Origin of the sequence: Citrobacter sp. On2M (assembly GCF_018035235.1) — a bacterium.
Taxonomy (GTDB): Bacteria; Pseudomonadota; Gammaproteobacteria; order Enterobacterales; family Enterobacteriaceae; genus Citrobacter; species Citrobacter meridianamericanus.
The window spans coordinates 678,474-702,033 of the sequence record NZ_WPCV01000005.1 but is presented as its reverse complement, the minus strand read 5'-3'; the positions used below and the strand labels follow the sequence as shown (position 1 = coordinate 702,033).

19 protein-coding genes and 1 other RNA gene are annotated in these 23,560 nt (G+C 49.9%); 13 read left to right on the top strand and 7 right to left on the bottom strand.

What is annotated here, in order from left to right; all coding sequences use genetic code 11:
* Window positions 1-4: 4 nt before the first annotated feature.
* The 6 genes from gatZ to On2M_RS21225 form a co-directional block, all read right to left on the bottom strand.
* Entirely contained in the window at window positions 5-1,276 is a 1,272-nt protein-coding gene (gene gatZ, locus On2M_RS21250; RefSeq protein ID WP_210905432.1) for a tagatose-bisphosphate aldolase subunit GatZ, read from the bottom strand.
* 132 nt (window positions 1,277-1,408) lie between these two features.
* Window positions 1,409-2,263: a tagatose bisphosphate family class II aldolase gene (locus On2M_RS21245; RefSeq protein WP_142712485.1), complete on the bottom strand. Its 855-nt coding sequence runs from the start codon at window positions 2,261-2,263 to the stop codon at window positions 1,409-1,411.
* Between the two features lie 197 nt (window positions 2,264-2,460).
* Window positions 2,461-3,267: an HPr family phosphocarrier protein gene (locus On2M_RS21240; protein WP_210905431.1), complete on the bottom strand. Its 807-nt coding sequence runs from the start codon at window positions 3,265-3,267 to the stop codon at window positions 2,461-2,463.
* Complete coding sequence (locus On2M_RS21235) at window positions 3,254-4,684, bottom strand: PTS fructose transporter subunit IIBC (protein ID WP_151224400.1); 1,431 nt, start codon at window positions 4,682-4,684, stop codon at window positions 3,254-3,256. Before On2M_RS21235 ends, On2M_RS21240 begins: the two co-directional genes overlap by 14 nt.
* 25 nt (window positions 4,685-4,709) lie before the next feature.
* A complete protein-coding gene (pfkB, locus tag On2M_RS21230) occupies window positions 4,710-5,624 on the bottom strand; it encodes a 1-phosphofructokinase (protein WP_200023938.1) in 915 nt (304 codons plus the stop codon).
* 10 nt (window positions 5,625-5,634) lie between these two features.
* On the bottom strand, window positions 5,635-6,489 hold the full coding sequence (locus On2M_RS21225; RefSeq protein WP_044714487.1) for a tagatose bisphosphate family class II aldolase: 855 nt from the start codon (window positions 6,487-6,489) through the stop codon (window positions 5,635-5,637).
* A 339-nt stretch (window positions 6,490-6,828) separates the two neighbouring features.
* Between On2M_RS21225 and On2M_RS21220 the strand changes: the two genes are divergently transcribed.
* Together On2M_RS21220 and On2M_RS21215 are read left to right on the top strand one after the other, a co-directional pair.
* On the top strand, window positions 6,829-7,662 hold the full coding sequence (locus On2M_RS21220; protein WP_044714486.1) for a DeoR/GlpR family DNA-binding transcription regulator: 834 nt from the start codon (window positions 6,829-6,831) through the stop codon (window positions 7,660-7,662).
* A gap of 10 nt (window positions 7,663-7,672) precedes the next feature.
* Window positions 7,673-8,611: a sugar kinase gene (locus tag On2M_RS21215; protein ID WP_048232847.1), complete on the top strand. Its 939-nt coding sequence runs from the start codon at window positions 7,673-7,675 to the stop codon at window positions 8,609-8,611.
* A gap of 48 nt (window positions 8,612-8,659) precedes the next feature.
* Here On2M_RS21215 and garD read toward each other — a convergent pair whose 3' ends face one another.
* Entirely contained in the window at window positions 8,660-10,231 is a 1,572-nt protein-coding gene (gene garD, locus On2M_RS21210; RefSeq protein WP_210905430.1) for a galactarate dehydratase, read from the bottom strand.
* A gap of 402 nt (window positions 10,232-10,633) precedes the next feature.
* On the opposite strand from garD, the gene garP reads away from it, so the two are divergent.
* The 11 genes from garP (at window position 10,634) to On2M_RS21155 (ending at window position 23,495) form a co-directional block, all read left to right on the top strand.
* Entirely contained in the window at window positions 10,634-11,968 is a 1,335-nt protein-coding gene (gene garP, locus On2M_RS21205; protein ID WP_003024898.1) for a galactarate/glucarate/glycerate transporter GarP, read from the top strand.
* 15 nt (window positions 11,969-11,983) lie between these two features.
* Window positions 11,984-12,754 carry a 2-dehydro-3-deoxyglucarate aldolase gene (gene garL / locus On2M_RS21200; protein ID WP_151217829.1) on the top strand — a complete coding sequence of 257 codons (771 nt, stop codon included), beginning with the start codon at window positions 11,984-11,986 and terminating at the stop codon, window positions 12,752-12,754.
* Window positions 12,755-12,784: 30 nt separating this feature from the next.
* On the top strand, window positions 12,785-13,675 hold the full coding sequence (gene garR / locus On2M_RS21195; protein WP_210905429.1) for a 2-hydroxy-3-oxopropionate reductase: 891 nt from the start codon (window positions 12,785-12,787) through the stop codon (window positions 13,673-13,675).
* A gap of 65 nt (window positions 13,676-13,740) precedes the next feature.
* Complete coding sequence (garK, locus tag On2M_RS21190; protein ID WP_210905428.1) at window positions 13,741-14,886, top strand: glycerate 2-kinase; 1,146 nt, start codon at window positions 13,741-13,743, stop codon at window positions 14,884-14,886.
* A 32-nt stretch (window positions 14,887-14,918) separates the two neighbouring features.
* Window positions 14,919-15,295, top strand: an RNA gene (rnpB, locus tag On2M_RS21185) — RNase P RNA component class A.
* A gap of 847 nt (window positions 15,296-16,142) precedes the next feature.
* The gene (gene tdcA, locus On2M_RS21180; RefSeq protein ID WP_151224393.1) at window positions 16,143-17,081 is read left to right on the top strand and encodes a transcriptional regulator TdcA; all 939 of its coding nucleotides are present in this window, start codon (window positions 16,143-16,145) and stop codon (window positions 17,079-17,081) included.
* Between the two features lie 98 nt (window positions 17,082-17,179).
* Window positions 17,180-18,169 carry a bifunctional threonine ammonia-lyase/L-serine ammonia-lyase TdcB gene (tdcB, locus tag On2M_RS21175; protein ID WP_187253309.1) on the top strand — a complete coding sequence of 330 codons (990 nt, stop codon included), beginning with the start codon at window positions 17,180-17,182 and terminating at the stop codon, window positions 18,167-18,169.
* A 22-nt stretch (window positions 18,170-18,191) separates the two neighbouring features.
* Window positions 18,192-19,523 carry a threonine/serine transporter TdcC gene (tdcC, locus tag On2M_RS21170; RefSeq protein ID WP_005131699.1) on the top strand — a complete coding sequence of 444 codons (1,332 nt, stop codon included), beginning with the start codon at window positions 18,192-18,194 and terminating at the stop codon, window positions 19,521-19,523.
* 31 nt (window positions 19,524-19,554) lie between these two features.
* Window positions 19,555-20,763 carry a propionate kinase gene (gene tdcD / locus On2M_RS21165; RefSeq protein WP_187253308.1) on the top strand — a complete coding sequence of 403 codons (1,209 nt, stop codon included), beginning with the start codon at window positions 19,555-19,557 and terminating at the stop codon, window positions 20,761-20,763.
* 28 nt (window positions 20,764-20,791) lie between these two features.
* Window positions 20,792-23,086: a formate C-acetyltransferase gene (gene tdcE, locus On2M_RS21160; RefSeq protein WP_210905427.1), complete on the top strand. Its 2,295-nt coding sequence runs from the start codon at window positions 20,792-20,794 to the stop codon at window positions 23,084-23,086.
* A gap of 13 nt (window positions 23,087-23,099) precedes the next feature.
* A complete protein-coding gene (locus tag On2M_RS21155; protein ID WP_003828585.1) occupies window positions 23,100-23,495 on the top strand; it encodes an enamine/imine deaminase in 396 nt (131 codons plus the stop codon).
* The last annotated feature ends 65 nt before the right edge of the window (window positions 23,496-23,560 follow it).

The following is a 23,560-nucleotide window of genomic DNA, read 5'->3' as shown; positions in this document are numbered from 1 at the left end:
GATTTCAGGCGATTACTGGTGCGCAACCAAAGCGATAGGCGCGCAGAACATCCTGGATTTTGTCGATAATCAAATTGTGTGGTGTCGCGGTTAATGTGCCTTCAGACAGACGCTCAAATTGCACCGGCATAAATTGGCTAATGAGTCCCAGAGGTAACGCGACGTCATTAAGGTTGGTTATTAATTTCTCTACGCTTTGGCGAATGCGGGGATGCGGCCAGTAGTAACGAATACGGTCGGAGAGACTGAAGTGAATATCAACCATCGCCTGACTCCAGGTTGGGCGATAGTATTTTTTCCAGTAATCCGGTTCATTCAGCATCACTTCGTCAATCACGTCCAGAACCCGGCTTCGCTGCTCCGGAGATACCAGCTCATTTTCCATTTGCGCCAGGGCAAAAATGGCTTCACGCAGGGCAAAGGTGAGTGCCGGACCCACTTTCAAAATTGCATAGTGATCGCGTACCAGCGCACGGTATGCCTGACGGGTTTGATAATCTGTTGAATGCGCTTCGTAGACCATTGGGGTTTCTTTGATCCAGGCAGAAAGCGCTTTTGCAGCTTGTGGTTGATAGTGAATGATTTGAGTGTGGTCGAACTCGACGCCAGGCTGAACCACAATGGCTATAACGCGAGTTAACGCCTCTTCAAGTCCTAACGCACGGAAGGCAACCTGGTGGGTTTCCAGTGTCCTGGCGGCATCTTCTTCGCGCGTAACGTGTACAGTACCAATGGTGCTGGCTTCTCCACCTGGTACCGGGACTTCTGTACCAATCACGTAAGTCAGTTGGCGTTTTTGTTCTTCCGTGGCTATTGCTTCCGCAGCCTGGCAAAGCACGGCAGCTCGCTGGGCAACAACCATTGGGTCCAGCGGTGTAGGGTCGTCAGCGCAGGACATTGAAGCATCCAGGTGAATTTTGCTGAATCCTGCAGCGACGTAGGCTTTAATTAACTCAACCGATTTCTCCATCGCTTCTGCCGCAGTTTCATTTTGCCAGCAGTTAGGGCCGAGGTGATCGCCCCCGAGGATCAGTCTTTCGCGAGGAAAACCAATCTCTTGTGCGATGCCATAGACAAAGTCACGGAAATCAGCGGGTTTCATCCCTGTATAACCACCAAACTGATTAACCTGATTAGATGTCGCTTCGATCAGAACTTTACTGTCTGTATTGAGATCAAAACGTAATGCGGATTCAATGACCAGCGGATGTGCTGAACAAACAGAACAAATACCTAAATGTTCACCTGCTTTATGACGAGATATTATTTCTTTCACTTCTATCTCCGATATCTTTTGTTTATCTTCATAATATTTTTGGATTGAAGGCAAAGGGTAAAAGCGACTTTCGTGATCCAGCTTTAAAACAGACCTTTGTCAGAATCCGGACAAGTAAATTAAATCAATAAGTTACAATTTCCCTTCACAGCCGCAATCGGCAATGACTTTACGCACCACCTCTTTCATGGCGGCTTTGGCAGGCATCATGTAATGCCGTGGGTCATTCGCATTGGCATGTGTACTCAGATAAGTTTTGAGTGCGCCAGCAAAGGCGATTTTGAGTTCGGTCGCGACGTTCACTTTGCAGATCCCTAAAGAGATAGCGCGCTTAATATCGTGTGTAGGAAGGCCGGATGCGCCATGTAAAACCAAAGGGATTTCAACGCACTGGCGAATTTCTGCCAGTCGTTCGAAATCCAGTTTTGGTTCAGCGTTGTACAGGCCATGCGCCGTGCCAATCGCGACCGCCAGTGAGTCGATACCGGTTTTTTCCACGAACTCCCGAGCCTGTTCTGGGTGGGTATAAAGCGCATCTTTTCCATCCACAATCAGGTCATCTTCTTGTCCACCCAGCCGTCCCAGCTCCGCTTCAACGCTAACGTCATAGCGGTGGCAGTGGTCCGTCACGCGTTTAACTAACGTAATGTTCTCGGCAAACGGCAGATGGGAACCATCGATCATGACGGAGCGAATACCCGTAGCGACTTTCGCTTCAATATCAGTGGCGCTTTCATGGTGATCGAGGTGGATGGCGAGGGGATGGTTCCAGCATTTTGCCAGTTCACTGGCGATTGCAACGATGTTTCCGACTCCGGCATAACTAAAAGTGCCAGGTGTGCCGGCGACGATCAACGGAGAACGCAGTTCGGCTGCTGTTTCCACGACAACCTGTAGGGTCTCCAGGTTGTGGATGTTAAACGCCGGTACGGCGTAGCCTTCTTGTTGTGCCTTATTCAGCATCATTTTGCTTGAAATGATAAACATACTTCCTCCGAAATCTTTCGATTTTCTTTCTTCGAAATAAAATATAGGGTTTCGTAATGTTTTTATGTGATTTCGATCTGAAAAATGAAAATATCGAAAGGAATGGGAGGGTTATGAAAGGTGGTTTGAAAGGCGATTTAGCATTAGGCATCAATCCGCGCCTGAAGAAACCAGGCGCGGATAAGGTTAGTCAGACATTAATTAAATAAACGAGATAGCCAACTTCGTTTCTGGCGTGCTGCTTCAGGGGGTGGGGTGACGGGCACTGAGACCATCTCTCCTAATCCCTGTCCAATACGTTGCCCAATCTCATGTAGAGCCCGTTGGGCATCCGCACCTTGCGCAGTGAATCGCATACGATGACCATTTTTTGCGCCTAACGAGACAACTTTCATCAGCTTTTTACCATCTACAGGACCTGTGTTGTTATCAAGGTTTTCAATCGTGACGGCGCAATCAAATTGCTTAATAAATTTGACCAGTACAGCACTCGGTCTGGCATGCAGGCCATGCGGGTTATGAATAACGAAGGTGGCCTGTTCACCTGCAATTCTTTCTTCTGGTGGGTTATTGTCCGTATCAGTGCCAGTTAAAATGGTTAAAACTTCGCAGGGTGTTTTCGCCTTTTGTAACGCTTGAGGGACGTTGTCATCACTTAATACGCGGGTCAATTGACGCAGAATCTCAAGATGTTCATTTGAACGCGCTGCAATACCAGTGACCATATGTGCAATGTTATCATCCCCCCATGCCACACCCTGACGGAAAATGATGACCTTCACGCCAGTATTCAGTACGGCGTGGCGAGTCTCAGGCGTGCCGTGAGGGATGGCAATACCGTTACCGAGGTAAGTGGAGATTTGAGCTTCACGATCCAGCATACCTTGCAGATATTCAGGTGTCGTATTCCCGGCTGCAACCAACTTCTCTGAGACCCGTTGGAGTGCAGTGGCTTTATCGATTTGCTCGTCACTGATGAAAATGTCCTGCTCACAAAGTTGCATTCTGACCTCCTGTCTGAATAGTGGTGTTGTCAGAACCGACAGGCAGTTTGCGATTTAGCCACAATCTCCACGATCCCAGCATAATGGCGCCGCATGCGGAGCCTGCAAGAATACACAGCACCCAGGCAATGGGTTTGCTGACTAATGGCAGGATCAGGAAACCGCCATGCGGGGCGGGTACCTGGATATGCAGGCTGTAGCTGAGAACGGCGGAGATACTTGACGCGATCATCATCATTGGGATTACACGTAGAGGATCTTTTGCAGCAAACGGGATCGCGCCTTCAGTGATGTGCGTACAGCCAAGAATGTAGTTCACCATCCCGGCAGCGCGTTCTTCTTCGCTAAAACCTCTTGGGAAGAAGGTGGTTGCCAGAGCGATCACCAGCGGAGGAGTAATACAGGCAGCGGAAACCCCCGCCATAAAGAAATAGTTTCCCTGGCCGAGCAGCAGCGTGCCGGTAACGTAGGCTGCTTTGTTGACCGGGCCACCAAAGTCGAACGAGCACATGGCACCGACGACAATTCCAAGCAGAATAGGATTGGCTTCCTGTAATGATGCAAGCCAGTTCATCATACCGTTGTTGATGGCGGCAACGGGTTGTCCGAGTAGCGACATCAGCACACCAATAGCCAGCACGCCAATCAGCGGCATGATGAAAATGGACTTCAGCCCTTCGTACTGACGAGGCAAACCGTCGAGCCGATTTTTTACCCACAGCATCAGATAACCAGCTGCAAACCCGGCAATGATGCCGCCGAGAAACCCTGCACCCGTTGCGTTAGCCAGTAAGCCGCCAACGAAGCCAGCCACCATTCCAGGCCTTCCGGATATAGAGTAAGCGATATACGCAGTAAAGACGGGAACCATGATTGAAAAAGCCTGCTGCCCAATCTTCATTAACATGGCTGCAATGGCATTATATTCCGGTGACTTAGGGTCGGCGGAATAAATTCCCCATAAAAAAGAAATAGCAATCAATATACCGCCGGCGACCACGAATGGCAGCATGTTCGAAACACCACTCATCAGGTGTTTATAAATCTGACGACCTAAAGACTCTTTTTCTTTGTTATTCTGCGAAATAGTTTGGGCTCCTTTACGAATGGAGGCTTCGCCATTGAGAATCTTGTTAATCAGTTCGACAGGATGGTGAATGGCTTCTTTTACCGGGACTTCAATAACGGGTAAGCCATTAAAACGATCGGGAGAAACATCTTTATCAGCCGCAATAATCACCCCCACGATATCAATAAGGTCAGTGGGCGTAATAACATTCTCAACGCCGCTAGCACCATTCGTTTCCACTTTTATTTCGACAGACATTTTCTTCGCTGCATGTTTTAAAGCTTCTTCAGCCATAAAAGTATGCGCGATACCGGTAGGGCAGCCGGTAACTGCAATGATCTTTTTCATAAGCAGACCTTTAATTTGTTTTTGTTTACAGCTTTCGGACATGGGTTTGAGGAAGTAATGTATCAATCGCTGCAAGTTGGCCCAGCCCGGCCGAACTTGCTACATCAGCACCCGTTGCGCTGGCAAGCGCCAGAGCATATTCGACTTCACCTGTGGTTAACCAATGGCTTAAGAATGCAGCAAGCGCAGCATCGCCTGCGCAGGCTGAACTCACCAGTTCAATAGTCGGTGCGGAGCAGAACCAGCGATCAATGCCATTCGAGAAGTACATTCCTTTGGCTCCGAGCGTCAGTAAAACATTCTGCGCGCCGAGAGAGTGCAATTCTGCAAAGGCATTTTTTGCCTGAACATCATTGGTTACGGTTAACCCAAAAATGGCGTTTACCTCTTCGTCGTTTGGCTTGATTAATAATGGATTAAACTCCAGTAATTGACGCAACGATGGATGACTAATATCCAGTACAATCGCAATTTCTTTATGCCGACAAATCTGCATAATTTCAGCATAAAAGTTACTTTCGATTCCCTGGGGCAAACTGCCACTGATAACTAAATACTCTGCATCAGATAGTCGTGATATTTCATTCAATACTTGCTGCTTACAGTCATCAGGAATATATGAACCAGGATTGACCAGTTTGTACTCCTGTTGACCATCATTAATAAAAATATTAATTCTTGTTGGTTCATTGACCCACGCAGGAGATACGCTAATTTTTTTCTTGCGTAACTCTTCTACAATATAACGACCAGTAAACCCCCCAAAAATGCCAAGTATATGTGCAGGTCGTTGAAAATGTTTTAATACCAGAGCGACGTTGACGCCTTTTCCATTTGGGCAATATTCTGTATGGCGCGTACGGTTTACAATGTCAGGCTGTAAAGGATCGCTAAAGATATTCATATCAATCGCGGTGTTGAGCGTTAACGTGTAGATCACTGGCATTCCCTCACAACTGTCCTTCACAACCGCAGACATGGATCACTTTGCGTACGACTGCTTTCATCGCCTGTTTTGCTGGCCGCATGTAGTGGCGCGGATCGTTGGCTTTCGGGTTTTGTGCAAAGTACTGTTTTAGCGCATCAGAAAACGCGATTTTTAACTCTGTCGCGACATTAACTTTGCACACGCCTAGGCTAATAGCTTTGCGGATATCGTTTTCTGGCAGGCCGGAGGCACCGTGCAGAACAAGCGGGATATCGACCTGTGCGCGGATCTCTGCCAGGCGGTTAAAGTCGAGCTTGGGTTCTGCGGCGTACAGTCCATGTGCGGTGCCAATAGCGACGGCCAGAGAGTCAATACCGGTCCGCGCAACGAATTCACGCGCCTGTTGTGGGTTGGTGTACAGCGCATCTTTGCTGTCGACGATCAGATCGTCTTCCACGCCGCCCAGACGTCCCAGCTCTGCTTCTACACTCGTATCGTAGCGATGGCAAAAATCGACCACTTTTTTCACCAGCGTCACGTTTTCTTCGAATGGGAAGTGAGAGCCGTCGATCATCACTGAACGGATGCCAGCCAGCACTTTGCTTTCAATATCAACCGTTGATTCATGATGATCGAGGTGAATTGCCAGAGGGAGATTGTGCTCGCGAGCCAGATCGCCTGCGATCGCAACGATATTTCCTGTCCCGGCATAGCTAAACGTTCCTGGCGTACCTGCCACGATCAATGGCGAGCGCATTTCTGCTGCGGTTTCGACAACGACCTGCAGGGTTTCCAGGTTATGGATATTAAAAGCTGGTACCGCGTAGCCATCGCGTTGCGCTTTCTGAAGCATATTTTTGCTGGAAATGATGAACATGATTTTCTCTCTATAGTTTGCTTTCAAAGTTAAAGTAGATGCTGGTGTTGTGCCTTCATTTTGAAAGTAATCTAACGATCATTCATGTATCTTATTGTGATCATCTACACAAAATCGTATTAAAATTTATAAAATGAAAGTTATTTATTGACTATTGGTTTTCTTTTGTAAGTTAATGAGAAAAAACAGGATGCTGCTAATTTATTGATATTACTGAAATGTTTTGAGTTTTTTGCATCTTCGTGAACGACGCGTAATTGACATCACTCAGAGGAAATTTAAAAATGAAAGTTAAAGCGCGGAAGAGACTTCCGACATGTCATATAAAAAGGGTACGTTGTGGCAAAACCATCTACCAGCCTGCTGAAGAGGCGTCTGGACATTGCCGAAATCGTTCGTAAGAACGGTGAAATCAAAGTGGACGACCTGGCAGAAATGTTAGCTGTTTCAGGAGTGACAATCCGTAATGATCTCAATTACCTGGAGCAGCAGGGTTACCTGAAAAGATCTTTTGGCGGGGCGATTTATACTGCACAGCCGGTTAGAGCATCTGTCACTCAGGATATGAGTCTGGTGCAGGAGTGGGACCGTAGCGCAGAGCTTGAGTTGGCGAAGCAGGTGGCTCGCCTGGTTGCTGATGAAGATTCGCTTTTTCTCGGGGCCGGAGTCGTTCCACGTAAAGCGCTCCCTTTTCTTGGCGAATCTCGTGAGCTGCGTCTGGCGTTCAACGATCTCGGCCATGTGTCTACTGCGCGTGATTATATTGACGGCGAGATTGTGTTGCTGGGGGGGACTCTGGACCGTAGCGGACAGAGACTGGAAGGCGAAATTGCTATTCAATCGATCCAGCGTTTTCAGCCAACCTGTAGCGTAGTGATGATTGAGCACGTCAGCGAAGATGGCACTCTGAGTGTAGCCAGCGAAAGCGCTGCGGTAATACTGGCGGAATCACTCAGGCTCAGCCTGCGATGCGTGGCGGTCATTGCGCAGCGTCCAGATTATGGTGAAGCAAGATATTCTGTAGGTAAGTTGAGCGCACTTAGTGCGGTGGTGACCCCGCAGATTGTTGCTGCCGAGTACCACTCGCGATTTATCGCCGTTGGGTTGACCAACAGCTATACCAACAATGAATGTCTGACCTGGATAAATCCCGCCCTGCATCCGGCAAGGTGAAGGACAACGCATGAAAATGACTATTGCGACACTTGGTGAATTACTCGTCGAATTTTTGGCGAAAAAAGAGAATCAGGGTTTTTCGTCTCCTGGCGAATTTTGGGGACCGTATCCCAGCGGGGCGCCAGCTATCTTTGCCGATCAGGTCGCTAAGCTGGGCTTTCAGTCTTTGCTATTTAGTTGCGTTGGCAATGATGCCTTTGGGGAGATGAATATCGCCCGCCTGAGACGAGACGGTGTGAACGTTAAGGGCATTTCCGTTCTTCCTCATGCCACCACAGGCAGTGCGTTCGTTAGCTATCGTTCACAGGCACAGCGTGATTTTATCTTCAATTTACCTAACAGCGCCTGTGGGTTGCTGAGCGCTGAACATCTTGATGGAAAATTGCTTGGGCAATGTAACCACTTCCACATAATGGGATCTTCATTATTTTCTTTTCGACTGATTGATGCCGTGCGTAAAGCCATCAGCATTGTTAAAGAGAACGGAGGAACCATTTCGTTCGATCCGAACATTCGCAAAGAGATGCTGAATATTCGCGAGATGTCACAGGCTTTTGAATACATCCTGGATTACGCCGATTTCTTCCTGCCAAGTGATGGTGAACTGGACTACTTTGGTTTGAGCAAATCACGCGATGAGCTGCAGATTGTCGAAAACCTGCTTGCTCGGGGAATTAAACATATTGTGATTAAACGCGGTCCTCGCGGTGCCAGCTATTATTCTACGCAGGAGCAGCATCACGTCACCGGCTATCCGGTTGACGTTGTCGATCCCACTGGTGCTGGTGATTGCTTTGGCGCAACATTTGTCAGCCTGTTTCTTGCAGGATACTCGATTCCGGATGCGCTGGCTCATGCCAATGCGGCAGGCTCATTGGCGATATCGACGCGTGGGCCAATGGAAGGTACGTCAACGTTAGCGCAGATCAAGGCGCTGATGGGGTGAAATACCAGATGACGCTGACATCGTCTGGTATTTCACTGATTGGAATAATCAGGTCACTGGCGCCGGGTTAAACACCGCCAGCTGGTTATGCAGTCCCCACTGATCTGAGAATGTTTTCTTACGTCCGCTGGCGACGTCGAGAATAAACTCGAACAGTTTCAGACCCACATCTTCAATCGTTTCTTCTCCGGTGGCGATGGTGCCTGCGTTGATATCCATCAGGTCAAACCAACGATTGGCCAACTCGGTTCGCGTCGCCATTTTTATCACCGGCACGGCCATCAGGCCATACGGTGTACCGCGACCGGTAGTAAAGACTTGTACTGTGATCCCGGAAGCAACCTGTTGCGTACCGCAGACAAAATCGCTGGCGGGGGTGGCAGCGTAAATCAGGCCACGTTTGGTTGGACGCTGGCCCGGCGACAAGACTTCGACAATCGCGCTCTTGCCCGACTTCGCAATAGAACCCAGCGCTTTTTCCACCACGTTTGCCAGACCACCTTTCTTGTTACCTGGAGAAGGGTTAGCGCTGCGGTCCGTTTTGCCCATGTCCAGGTAGTTGTCGTACCAGGCCATCTCCTCGAGCAGGCGTTTACCCACATCTTCGTTAATCGCACGTGGAGTCAGAAGGTGGATGGCATCGCGTACTTCGGTAACTTCAGAGAACATCACGGTGGCGCCACAGCGTACTAACAGGTCGGAGGCATAACCTACAGCCGGGTTGGCCGTTACGCCGGAAAACGCATCGCTGCCGCCGCACTGCATGCCGACCACCAGTTCTGATGCCGGGCAGGTTTCACGCTGGCGCTGATTGAGCTTTGCCAGATGGCGTTCGGCCACCTGCAAAATATCGGCAACCATCGATTGAAAGCCGACGTGTTTTTCATCCTGCAGGCTGACGATGCTGGCGCTGTTGACCGGAATGCTTTTTACATCGTGCGTGCCTTCCAGCAGGCGCTCTGGCTGCAGTTTTTCACAGCCGAGGCCAATGACCATTACCTCACCGCCAAAGTTCGGGTTTAGCGCAATATTGTGAATAGTTCGAATGGGCACGATGGCGGCTGGAGCGTTAATCGCCACGCCGCAGCCGTACAGATGATTGAGCCCGACTACGCCGTCGACATTCGGATATTTGGGCAGCAGGTCGCGCTCAATGATTTTCACTACATAGTCCACCACGCCCGCTACGCAGTGCACGCTGGTGGAGATGCCGAGCAGATTCTTGGTGCCAACGCTACCGTCAGCATTGCGGTAGCCTTCGAAGGTATAACCCTCGAGAGGCGGCAGAGGCTCAGGCACTTTGGTTGCCAGCGGCAGCGTCTCCAGCGGCGGGGCCTTGGGCAGCTCAACCATTGATTCATCAATCCAGCTGCCACGGGGGATATCGCGAACGGCATAGCCTATCACTTCGCCATAACGCACGATTTCGCCGTGAACTGGAATATCCACGAGCGCCACTTTATGACCCTGGGGAATATGTTCAATTAGCTCCAGTCCGTCCGGAAAACGTGTCCCGGCTTTCAGACCATTGTCATTGACAATAATCGCCACATTATCTGTGTCGTGAACTTTAATATAAAACGCCGTTGGCGATTCTTGTCTAATTTCGATGTCGGCCATTGTCCAGTATTCTCCAACAAGTGGTGATAATAGTGTAGATATTTATATTTTGAATCTCATTGTCAGTAATAAAGATTCGGTATCGTGAAATAAGAATGCCAGGAGTTTATCGCGAAGAATGTGACAATGATCACTTAAACTCAGCAAGGCCGTCCCACCAGGGGTAGCAATACGTAAATGTGTGGATTAGCGCCCATGCATGTGTGCATATGCCCAAAACATTATTTTAATAACTCGTGTTTAATGAGCGCTTGCACAATGATTAACGTTGGGCTGCTGATTATACTAAATCACGGTTTTATAGCGTCTGATAAATAATTATACGTTTTTATTATCGGTAATTTATCATCAGGGATATTTGCCAAATAATAATAAAAACTTTATGTACCCGAGGTAATTAGAATGATACTGGATACAGTTGTCGAGAAAAAGAAAGGTACGCACACCCGTTACTTAATATTACTAATCATATTTATTGTTACCGCCGTTAACTATGCGGACCGTGCGACGCTGTCTATTGCCGGCACGGAAGTGGCGAAAGAGTTGCAGCTCAGTGCCATCTCAATGGGTTACATTTTCTCCGCCTTCGGTTGGGCTTACCTGTTGATGCAAATCCCTGGCGGTTGGCTGCTGGATAAGTTCGGTTCGAAGAAAGTCTACACCTACAGTCTGTTCTTCTGGTCGCTGTTTACCTTTCTGCAGGGTTTTGTAGACATGTTCCCGCTGGCCTGGGCGGGTATTTCAATGTTCATCATGCGCTTTATGCTGGGCTTCTCAGAAGCGCCGTCCTTCCCAGCGAACGCCCGTATTGTGGCGGCCTGGTTCCCGACGAAAGAGCGCGGTACGGCATCCGCGATTTTTAACTCCGCACAATATTTCTCCCTGGCGCTGTTTTCGCCGCTGCTGGGCTGGCTGACCTTTGCCTGGGGCTGGGAGCACGTCTTTACCGTGATGGGCGTTATCGGTTTTGTGCTCACTGGCCTGTGGGTAAAGTTTATCCATAACCCAACCGATCACCCGCGTATGTCGCAAGAAGAGCTGAAGTTTATCTCTGAAAACGGTGCGGTCGTGGATATGGACCATAAAAAGCCCGGCGATGTGAAATCAGGTGGCCCTAAACTGCATTATATCAAGCAGTTGCTGACAAATCGTATGATGCTTGGCGTGTTCTTTGGTCAGTATTTTATTAACACCATTACCTGGTTTTTCCTCACCTGGTTCCCGATTTACCTGGTACAGGAAAAAGGCATGTCGATCCTGAAAGTGGGGCTGGTGGCGTCGATTCCTGCGCTGTGCGGATTTGCCGGGGGCGTGCTCGGCGGTGTGTTCTCTGATTATCTGATTAAACGTGGCTTCAGCATCACTCTGGCACGTAAGCTGCCGATTGTGCTCGGAATGTTGCTCGCGTCGACCATTATTCTGTGTAACTACACCGATAACACCACTCTGGTGGTTGCGCTGATGGCGCTTGCGTTCTTCGGCAAAGGCTTCGGCGCGCTGGGTTGGCCGGTGATTTCCGATACCGCGCCGAAAGAAATTGTCGGTCTGTGCGGTGGGGTATTTAACGTATTTGGCAACGTAGCCTCTATCGTCACCCCGCTGGTGATTGGTTATCTGGTGAGCGAGCTGCACTCATTTAATGCTGCGCTGATGTTTGTAGGGTGTTCGGCGCTGATGGCAATGGTTTGCTACCTGTTTATTGTCGGTGACATTAAACGTATGGAATTGCAGAAATAAACAAAGGTATAGGCGATGAATAACACGATTTTCCCGAATAAGTTTAAAGCGGCCCTCGCGGCGCAACAGATTCAGATTGGCTGCTGGTCTGCATTAGCCAGCCCAATTAGTACCGAAGTTTTAGGCCTGGCGGGTTTTGACTGGCTGGTGCTGGACGGCGAACACGCGCCGAACGATATCTCGACGTTTATCCCGCAATTGATGGCGCTGAAAGGCAGCGTCAGCGCGCCGGTCGTGCGCGTACCGACCAACGAGCCGGTGATTATCAAGCGCTTGCTGGATATTGGGTTTTACAACTTCCTGATCCCGTTCGTTGAGACGGAAGAAGAGGCAGTGAACGCCGTGGCGTCGACCCGCTATCCGCCGGAAGGTATTCGCGGCGTGTCCGTCTCCCATCGCGCCAATATGTTTGGCACCGTACCTGACTACTTTGCGCAGTCGAATAAGAACATCACCATCATCGTGCAGATTGAAAGTCAACAGGGCGTCGATAACGTTGACGCCATCGCGGCGACCGAAGGCGTTGACGGTGTCTTCGTCGGTCCAAGCGATCTGGCTGCGGCGTTAGGCCATCTCGGCAATGCATCACATCCTGATGTGCAGAAAGCTATTCAGCACATTTTTGCCCGCGCGAAAGCACATGGCAAACCAAGCGGCATTCTGGCCCCGGTAGAGGCAGATGCGCGTCGTTATCTGGAGTGGGGCGCGACGTTTGTTGCTGTTGGCAGCGACCTTGGCGTGTTCCGTTCAGCCACGCAGAAACTGGCTGATTCTTTTAAGAAATAACCACCATCGACAGTAGAGAGAGATAAAGACATGACAATGAAAGTTGGTTTTATTGGCCTCGGTATCATGGGTAAACCAATGAGTAAAAACCTCCTCAAGGCAGGTTACTCGCTGGTGGTTGCTGACCGTAACCCGGAATCCATTGCGGAAGTGATTGCCGCAGGTGCAGAAACCGCCGCCACGGCGAAAGATATTGCCGAGCAGTGCGATGTGATCATCACCATGCTGCCGAACTCTCCGCACGTGAAAGAGGTGGCGCTGGGGGAAGGCGGTATTATTGAAGGGGCGAAGCCGGGCACTGTGTTGATCGACATGAGTTCCATCGCGCCGTTAGCCAGCCGCGAAATCAGCGAAGCGCTGAAAGCGAAAGGCGTGGATATGCTGGATGCGCCGGTCAGCGGTGGTGAACCAAAAGCGATTGATGGCACGTTGTCGGTGATGGTTGGCGGTGATAAAGCGATTTTTGACAAGTATTACGATCTGCTAAAAGCGATGGCTGGTTCAGTGGTTCATACCGGTGACATTGGCGCGGGTAACGTTACTAAGCTGGCGAACCAGGTGATTGTGGCGCTGAACATTGCGGCGATGTCTGAAGCGCTGACGCTGGCGACCAAAGCGGGTGTGAACCCGGATCTGGTGTATCAGGCGATCCGAGGCGGACTGGCTGGAAGCACCGTACTGGACGCGAAAGCACCAATGGTTATGGACCGTAACTTTAAGCCGGGTTTCCGTATTGACCTGCATATTAAGGATCTGGCGAATGCGCTGGATACCTCGCATGGGGTCGGTGCGCAGTTGCCACTGACTGCTGCCGTCATGGAGATGATGCAGGCGCTCCGCGCAGATGGGCTGGGCACTGCCGATCACAGTGCGCTCGTATGCTACTACGAAAAACTGGCGAAAGTGGAAGTCACTCGCTAACAAGAAGGGCGCGGATGCGCGCCCTGTATTTCTTGCCTTGCGCGGCACAGTCAGGCTACATAACTATGAAAATCGTAATTGCCCCAGACTCTTATAAAGAAAGCCTTTCTGCCACCGAGGTAGCTCAGGCAATAGAAAAAGGATTTCGGGAAATTTTCCCCGATGCGCAATATGTTTCAGTTCCGGTGGCCGACGGCGGCGAAGGAACGGTCGAAGCCATGATCGCCGCCACGCAAGGGAGTGAATATTCCGCGTGGGTGACGGGGCCGCTGGGTGAAAAAGTGAATGCCTGCTGGGGTATCTCCGGAGATGGGAAAACTGCGTTTATCGAAATGGCGGCTGCCAGCGGTCTGGCGTTGGTTCCTCCTGAGAAGCGCAATCCGTTAGTCACCACGTCACGCGGTACCGGGGAACTGATTTTGCAGGCGCTGGATAGCGGGGCGCAGAGCATTATTATCGGCATTGGCGGTAGTGCGACCAACGACGGCGGCGCGGGTATGGTGCAGGCGCTGGGCGCGAAGCTCTGCGACGCCAATGGGACAGAGATTGGCTACGGGGGCGGCAGTCTGATGAGCCTCAACCGCATCGACATTTCCGGTCTGGATCCGCGATTAAAAACCTGCTCCATTCGCGTGGCCTGCGATGTGACCAATCCACTCATCGGTGATACTGGCGCTTCGCGAATCTTCGGCCCGCAGAAAGGGGCGACGGAAGAACGCATTCTCGAACTGGACCGTAATTTATCCCACTATGCTGACATCATTAAAAGATCGCTGCGGGTCGATGTGAAGGATGTTCCCGGAGCCGGTGCAGCTGGTGGAATGGGTGCCGCGTTAATGGCTTTTTTAGGCGCGGACCTGCGCAGTGGTATTGAGATTGTGACCCAGGCGCTCAACCTGGAAGAGCATATTCACGACTGTACGTTGGTGGTGACCGGAGAGGGGCGTATCGACAGCCAGAGTATTCACGGCAAAGTGCCGGTAGGTGTGGCGAACGTCGCGAAGAAGTACCACAAACCGGTAATTGGTATTGGCGGCAGCCTGACGCGTGATGTAGAGGTAGTGCATCAATATGGTATCGATGCGGTATTTAGCGTCTTGACCAGCATCAGCACGCTGGAAGAGGCCTTCCGCGGGGCATTTGATAATATTTATCGCGCTTCAAGGAACATCGCCGCCACGTTGGCGATAGGAATGCGCAGTGCGGGGTGACATTGACCCGCAAACCCTCTATACTGCGCGCCGAAGCTGACCAGACAGTCGCCGCTTCGTCGTCGTCCTCTTCGGGGGAGACGGGCGGAGGGGAGGAAAGTCCGGGCTCCATAGGGCAGGGTGCCAGGTAACGCCTGGGGGGGAAACCCACGACCAGTGCAACAGAGAGCAAACCGCCGATGGCCCACGTAAGTGGGATCAGGTAAGGGTGAAAGGGTGCGGTAAGAGCGCACCGCGCGGCTGGTAACAGTCCGTGGCACGGTAAACTCCACCCGGAGCAAGGCCAAATAGGGGTTCACAAGGTACGGCCCGTACTGAACCCGGGTAGGCTGCTTGAGCCAGTGAGCGATTGCTGGCCTAGATGAATGACTGTCCACGACAGAACCCGGCTTATCGGTCAGCTTCACTCTTTATAAAACCCCGCTTCGGCGGGGTTTTTGCTTTCTGGGGGTAGAATAGATGAATGACTGTCCACGACGCAATGCTCAAAAGAACGCGGCTTATCGGTCAGCTTCACTCTTTATAAAACCCCGCTTCGGCGGGGTTTTTGCGTTGCGATTGGTTCACCATGGTTCAGGCGTTTATTTCTCCTTCATCTAATCTTTTATTTGACCTTTATTTATTCGGCGGGCTTCTTTTATTTTATGGAATGCTTCGTGGGATAATTCATTTTTTGTGATGGTTAGCACAAAACGCTGTGCGATACGTTTTTATCGAGAATAATCGAACGCAATCGATCGCCATCACAAAATTACTTGCTAATAAATTGCACAAAATCACTGTTAATGAGATGTTGCATATGATGTTTTATTGTGTGTTTTTAATTAATAATTAATAAACACAATGTTTCTTTGCAAACAAATAAGGCTGGAAAATGTGATGCATGGCGTTATTTTATCACCACAAACGATAAAATATAATTATATTTGATAAATTACTTATTAAATTTAAGCGCCATTTTGCCCGATAAATACTCTGTAATTGATTGAAATATAGCCTTTCCTGGTTTGTATAAATAACGGATAAAATGGCGATGTTATAGCCATAAAAAATCGTTATCCCCCCATCTTTTTTTGATTAAAGTCAGAATAAAGTGAGATCGATATTTCATATCCATATGATTTATAAGTGGTTTAATTTTTTATAATAGTCTTACAAAATGTAAGTCAAGGGGATTTGTGAGTGGTCGCACATATCCTCGAATGCTTAATTTGCTACACTCCCTGCCGTCAACAAAGTAATTAGCACAGGTCGATATGAATACTATTACGCTCCCTAAAACACAGCACTTAGTGGTCTTTCAGGAAGTCATCAGAAGCGGTTCTATCGGCTCGGCTGCAAAAGAATTAGGTTTAACTCAACCGGCTGTCAGCAAAATCATAAATGATGTAGAGGCTTATTTCGGTATTGAGCTGGTCGTACGTAAAAATACAGGCGTGACATTAACTCAGGCTGGTCAGGTAATGCTCTCGTGGTCTGAATCCATTACCCGTGAAATGAAAAACATGGTTGATGAGATGAACAGCATGACGAGCAATGCAGTCGTTGATGTGTCGTTTGGCTTTCCGTCACTGATTGCGTTCACCATCATGTCCGGCATGATTAAAAAATTCAAAGAGGTGTTCCCGAAAGCGCAGGTTTCCATGTATGAAGCTCAGCTCTCCTCGTTTTTACCTGCGATTCGTGACGGGCGTCTGGACTTCGCCATCGGTACGCTAAGTGATGAGATGAAACTGCACGATCTACATGTTGAGCCGCTCTTTGAGTCAGACTTCATCCTGGTCGCCAGCAAGTCCCGAACATGCACCGGCATCACCTCGCTGAGCGCGTTGAAAAACGAACAGTGGGTGTTGCCACAAACGAATATGGGGTACTACAGCGAACTTCTAACTACGTTACAAAATAATGGCATCAGCAGTGAAAACATCGTTAATACCGACTCCGTCGTCACCATTTATAATCTTGTTCTCAATGCTGATTTCTTAACAGTAATTCCCTGTGATATGACCACACCATTTGGCTCAAACCAGTTTATTACTATCCCGGTAGAAGAGACGTTACCCGTCGCGCGTTATGCCGCCGTGTGGTCGAAAAACTATCGAATTAAAAAAGCAGCATCTATTTTGGTGGAATTAGCCAAAGAATATTCATCATATAATTGTCGAAGACGAAGGCAATTAATTGAAGTTGATTAAAGATTGATTTTGTTTTAACACGAAATAATCGCCATCTGTCTATATCTGACAATGGTCACGGCTATCTATTTACTTTAATACCCTAGTAAGAGGTTCTAATGCACATTACATACGATCTCCCAGTTGCAATTGAAGATATCCTCGAAGCGAAAAAAAGACTGGCGGGGAAAATATATAAAACGGGAATGCCTCGCTCTAACTATTTTAGTGAACGTTGCAAAGGGGAAATATTCCTCAAGTTTGAAAACATGCAGCGTACCGGTTCATTTAAAATCCGTGGCGCTTTTAACAAGCTCAGTTCATTAACAGAAGCAGAAAGAATGAAGGGCGTGGTGGCTTGCTCTGCAGGTAACCATGCGCAAGGGGTTTCTCTCTCCTGCGCTATGCTCGGTATCGATGGCAAAGTGGTGATGCCAAAAGGCGCGCCGAAGTCTAAAGTGGCGGCAACCTGCGATTATTCCGCAGAAGTGGTACTGCATGGCGACAACTTCAACGACACCATCGCGAAGGTTAGCGAGATTGTGGAAACGGAAGGCCGTATTTTTATTCCACCCTATGATGACCCGAAAGTGATTGCCGGTCAGGGCACTATTGGTCTGGAAATTCTGGAAGATTTGTACGATGTCGATAACGTAATTGTGCCAATTGGCGGCGGCGGACTGATTGCGGGTATTGCAGTGGCAATTAAGTCAATTAACCCGACCATTAAAATTATAGGTGTACAGGCTGAAAACGTTCACGGCATGGCGGCTTCCTTCCACGCTGGAGAAATAACCACGCACCGAACGACCGGCACCCTGGCGGATGGTTGTGATGTTTCCCGCCCGGGTACTTTAACGTATGAAATAGTTCGTGAGTTGGTGGATGACATTGTCCTGGTCAGCGAAGATGAAATTCGCAACAGCATGGTGGCATTAATTCAGCGAAATAAAGTTGTGACTGAAGGTGCCGGCGCGCTGGCATGCGCAGCATTATTAAGCGGGAAATTAGATAGCTATATCCAGAACAGAAAAACAGTCAGCATTATTTCTGGCGGTAATATCGACCTTTCTCGTGTATCTCAAATTACTGGTTTAGTTGACGCTTAATATACTTCGTTGAGGATAGGATATGAGTACTACTGATAGCATTGTATCCAGCCAGACAAAACAGTCGTCCTGGCGCAAATCGGACACCACCTGGACACTGGGTTTATTTGGTACAGCCATCGGCGCCGGGGTGCTGTTCTTCCCAATCCGCGCAGGTTTTGGCGGACTGATCCCCATTTTGATCATGCTGGTGCTGGCATACCCCATCGCCTTCTATTGCCACCGTGCGCTGGCGCGCCTGTGTCTTTCCGGTTCTAACCCTTCCGGCAACATCACAGAAACGGTTGAAGAGCACTTTGGTAAAACGGGCGGGGTGGTTATCACGTTCCTCTACTTCTTTGCGATTTGTCCGCTGCTGTGGATTTATGGCGTCACCATTACCAACACCTTTATGACCTTCTGGGAAAACCAGTTGCAGATGCCAGCGTTAAACCGTGGCTTTGTAGCTCTGTTCCTGCTGTTGTTGATGGCATTCGTCATCTGGTTTGGTAAGGATCTGATGGTTAAAGTGATGAGCTACCTGGTATGGCCGTTTATCGCCAGCCTGGTGCTTATCTCTCTGTCACTGATTCCTTACTGGAACTCTGCGGTTATCGATCAGGTTGACCTCAGCAATATCGCACTGACCGGGCACGACGGCATTCTGGTTACCGTGTGGCTGGGTATTTCCATCATGGTGTTCTCTTTCAACTTCTCACCTATCGTTTCTTCCTTCGTGGTGTCTAAACGTGAAGAGTATGAGAAAGATTTCGGTCGTGAATTCACCGAGCAGAAATGTTCCAAAATCATCTCCCGCGCCAGTATGCTGATGGTTGCCGTAGTTATGTTCTTCGCCTTTAGCTGCCTGTTTACGCTGTCTCCGGCGAATATGGCGGATGCGAAAGCACAGAACATTCCGGTACTGTCTTACCTGGCGAACCACTTCGCGTCACTGTCCGGTACGAAGTCCACCTTCGCGACCGTTCTGGAGTACGGTGCTTCTATCATCGCCCTGGTTGCTATCTTCAAATCGTTCTTCGGGCACTACCTGGGTACGCTGGAAGGTCTGAATGGTCTGGTGCTGAAGTTTGGTTATAAAGGCGATAAAACGAAAGTTTCCGTCGGCAAACTGAACACCATCAGCATGATCTTCATCATGGGCTCCACCTGGGTTGTGGCTTACGCCAACCCGAACATCCTGGACCTGATTGAAGCAATGGGCGCGCCGATTATCGCCTCACTGCTCTGCCTGCTGCCGATGTATGCCATCCGTAAAGCGCCGTCACTGGCGAAATACCGTGGCCGTCTGGATAACGTGTTTGTTACCGCGATTGGTCTGCTGACCATCCTGAACATTGTCTACAAACTGTTTTAATCCATAAGCTCAGGATGAGCGGAGTAGTGAAATGAATGAGTTTCCGGTAGTACTGGTTATTAACTGTGGTTCATCCTCCATTAAATTCTCAGTGCTGGATGCAGCAAACTGTGAGGTTTTACTGGCGGGAATTGCAGACGGTATTAACTCTGAAAATGCGTTCATAGCAATTAATGGAGGAGAGCCAGCTAAGCTGGCTCACCACAGCTACGAAGACGCATTAAAAGCCATTGCTGTTGAACTTGAGAAACGTAATTTAATGGACAGCGTGGCCTTAATTGGCCACCGCATTGCCCACGGCGGAAATATCTTTACCGAATCAGCCATTATTACTGATGAAGTTATCGAAAATATCCGCCGGGTATCGCCTTTAGCTCCTTTACATAATTATGCGAACCTGAGCGGGATTGAATCTGCTCAGCATCTTTTCCCTGGCCGGCAGCAGGTTGCGGTATTTGATACCAGCTTCCACCAGACGATGGCTCCTGAGGCCTATTTGTACGGTTTACCGTGGAAATATTTCGAAGAGTTGGGCGTTCGTCGTTACGGCTTCCACGGCACGTCGCATCGCTATGTTTCTCAGCAAGCGCATGACCTTCTCGACCTGCAGAGTGATGACTCGGGGCTGGTTGTGGCTCACCTGGGGAACGGTGCGTCAATCTGTGCGGTGCGTAATGGGCAGAGCGTTGATACCTCAATGGGCATGACGCCGCTGGAAGGGCTGATGATGGGGACACGCAGCGGCGACGTCGATTTCGGCGCGATGGCGTGGATTGCAAGCGAAACCAACCAGACGCTGAGCGACCTTGAGCGCGTAGTGAATAAAGAGTCCGGTTTACTGGGTATTTCTGGTTTGTCTTCTGACTTACGTACGTTAGAAAAAGCCTGGCACGAGGGACATGAGCGTGCGCAATTGGCAATTAAAACGTTTGTGCATCGTATCGCACGTCATATCGCCGGACATGCCGCATCGCTGCATCGTCTTGATGGGATTATTTTTACCGGTGGAATAGGTGAAAACTCGGTATTAATTCGTCGCTTGGTTATTGAACACCTTGCTGTTTTAGGTGTGAATATCGACAGCGAAATGAATAGTTTGCCAAATTCACATGGCGAAAGAATTATCTCAAATAAAGATGCTCGTGTTATTTGTGCGGTTATTCCCACAAATGAAGAGAAAATGATTGCACGTGATGCCATTGCGTTAGGCAAAATTAATACCTCAGTAGCATTTGCATAATTAATTTTCAGCAGAGAGATTATTTTTCATGAAGGTAAATATCGATACCAGCGATATGCTGTATGCCGAAGCCTGGAATGGCTTTAAAGGTACGGACTGGAAAGAAGAAATTAATGTCCGTGATTTTATTCAGCACAACTACACGCCTTATGAAGGGGATGAATCTTTCCTCGCCGAAGCAACGCCAGCAACTACGGCGTTGTGGGAAAAAGTTATGGCGGGCATCCGTATTGAAAACTCGACGCATGCGCCGGTAGATTTCGATACCAATATTGCCACCACGATAACCGCGCATGACGCCGGTTATATTGAACAAGAACTGGAAAAAATCGTCGGTCTGCAAACGGATGCGCCGCTCAAGCGCGCCCTGCATCCGTTTGGCGGCATCAACATGATCAAAAGCTCTTTTGATGCTTATGGTCGTGAGATGGATGCTGATTTTGAATACCAGTTTACTGAACTGCGTAAAACCCATAATCAGGGCGTATTCGATGCTTATTCCCCGGATATGCTGCGCTGCCGTAAATCCGGCGTACTGACCGGTCTGCCGGACGGCTATGGCCGTGGTCGTATCATCGGTGACTATCGCCGCGTGGCGCTGTACGGTATCCGCTACCTGGTGCGCGAGCGTGAACTGCAGTTTGCCGATCTTCAGTCGAACCTGGAGTGGGGCCAGAATCTTGAAGCCACGATTCGCCTGCGTGAAGAGCTGTCTGAACACCGTCGCGCCCTGCTGCAAATGCAGGAAATGGCAGCGAAATACGGCTGCGATATCTCTCGTCCGGCGCGTAATGCGCAGGAAGCGGTGCAGTGGGTGTACTTCGCTTATCTGGCTGCGGTGAAATCTCAGAACGGCGGCGCGATGTCGCTGGGTCGTACCGCTTCGTTCCTCGACATCTACATTGAGCGCGACTTCAAAGCGGGAGTTTTAAACGAGCAGCAGGCGCAGGAGCTGATCGACCACTTCATTATGAAGATCCGTATGGTGCGCTTCCTGCGTACGCCGGAATTCGACACCCTGTTCTCTGGCGACCCTATCTGGGCGACCGAAGTCATCGGTGGTATGGGGCTGGATGGTCGTACGCTGGTGACCAAAAACTCGTTCCGCTACCTGCATACGCTGCACACCATGGGGCCAGCGCCTGAGCCGAACCTGACGGTACTGTGGTCCGAGCAGCTACCGATTGCCTTCAAAAAATATGCCGCTCAGGTGTCCATCATCACCTCGTCTTTACAGTACGAAAACGATGATCTGATGCGTGCCGACTTTGACAGCGATGACTATGCCATTGCCTGCTGTGTCAGCCCGATGGTTATCGGCAAGCAAATGCAGTTCTTCGGGGCGCGCGCCAACCTCGCCAAAACGTTGCTGTACGCAATCAACGGCGGTGTGGATGAGAAACTAAAAATCCAGGTCGGACCGAAAACTGCGCCGCTGATGGATGACGTGCTGGACTACGACACGGTGATGGAGAGTCTGGACCACTTTATGGACTGGCTGGCCGTGCAGTACATCAGTGCGCTGAACATCATCCACTACATGCACGACAAGTACAGCTACGAAGCATCGCTGATGGCGCTGCACGATCGTGATGTCTATCGCACGATGGCCTGCGGTATGGCGGGCCTGTCTGTGGCGGCGGATTCCCTGTCGGCTATCAAATACGCCCGCGTGAAACCGATTCGCGATGAGAACGGTCTGGCAATTGATTTCGAAATCGAAGGCGACTATCCGCAATACGGTAACAACGACGAGCGCGTGGACAGCATTGCCTGCGACCTGGTCGAGCGCTTTATGAAGAAAATTAAGGTGTTGCCAACCTACCGTAACGCGGTGCCGACGCAGTCCATTCTGACCATCACCTCCAACGTGGTGTACGGCCAGAAAACCGGTAACACGCCGGACGGACGTCGCGCAGGTACGCCGTTTGCGCCAGGGGCGAACCCGATGCATGGCCGCGATCGTAAAGGTGCGGTTGCGTCGTTAACGTCTGTTGCCAAACTGCCGTTTACCTATGCCAAAGACGGTATCTCGTACACCTTCTCGATTGTGCCGGCCGCGCTGGGCAAAGAGGACGGGGTGCGTAAAACCAACCTGGTCGGTCTGCTGGACGGTTACTTCCACCATGAAGCGCATGTGGAAGGCGGACAGCATCTGAACGTGAACGTCATGAACCGTGAAATGTTGATGGATGCCATTGAGCACCCGGAAAACTATCCAAACCTGACGATCCGCGTGTCTGGCTATGCGGTACGCTTCAACGCGCTGACCCGTGAACAGCAGCAGGATGTTATTTCACGTACTTTCACCCAGGCGCTTTGACGCCGGAGGGACTATGAGAAAAGTTATTGCAACCGAATGTGCGCCAGGGGCCATCGGGCCTTACGTACAGGGTGTGGATCTGGGCAGCATGGTGTTGACGTCAGGTCAAATTCCGGTGTGTCCCCAGACCGGTGAAGTGGCTGAAAACGTGGCCGATCAGGCCCGTCAAAGCCTGGAAAACGTGAAAGCGATCGTCGAGTCTGCAGGGTTGAAAGTGAGCGATATCGTGAAGACGACCGTTTTCGTTTCCGACCTGAATGACTTCGCCACCATTAACCAGGTGTACCAGCAGTTCTTTGATGAGCACAAGGCTATCTATCCCACGCGCAGCTGCGTGCAGGTCGCTCGCTTACCGAAGGATGTGAAGCTGGAGATTGAAGCCATCGCTGTACGTGGCGACACGCTGTAATCCCTTGCGGGGCGATCTCAGGATCGCCCCGATCCTTAATGAGTGTGAAACCTGGTCTTCACTGA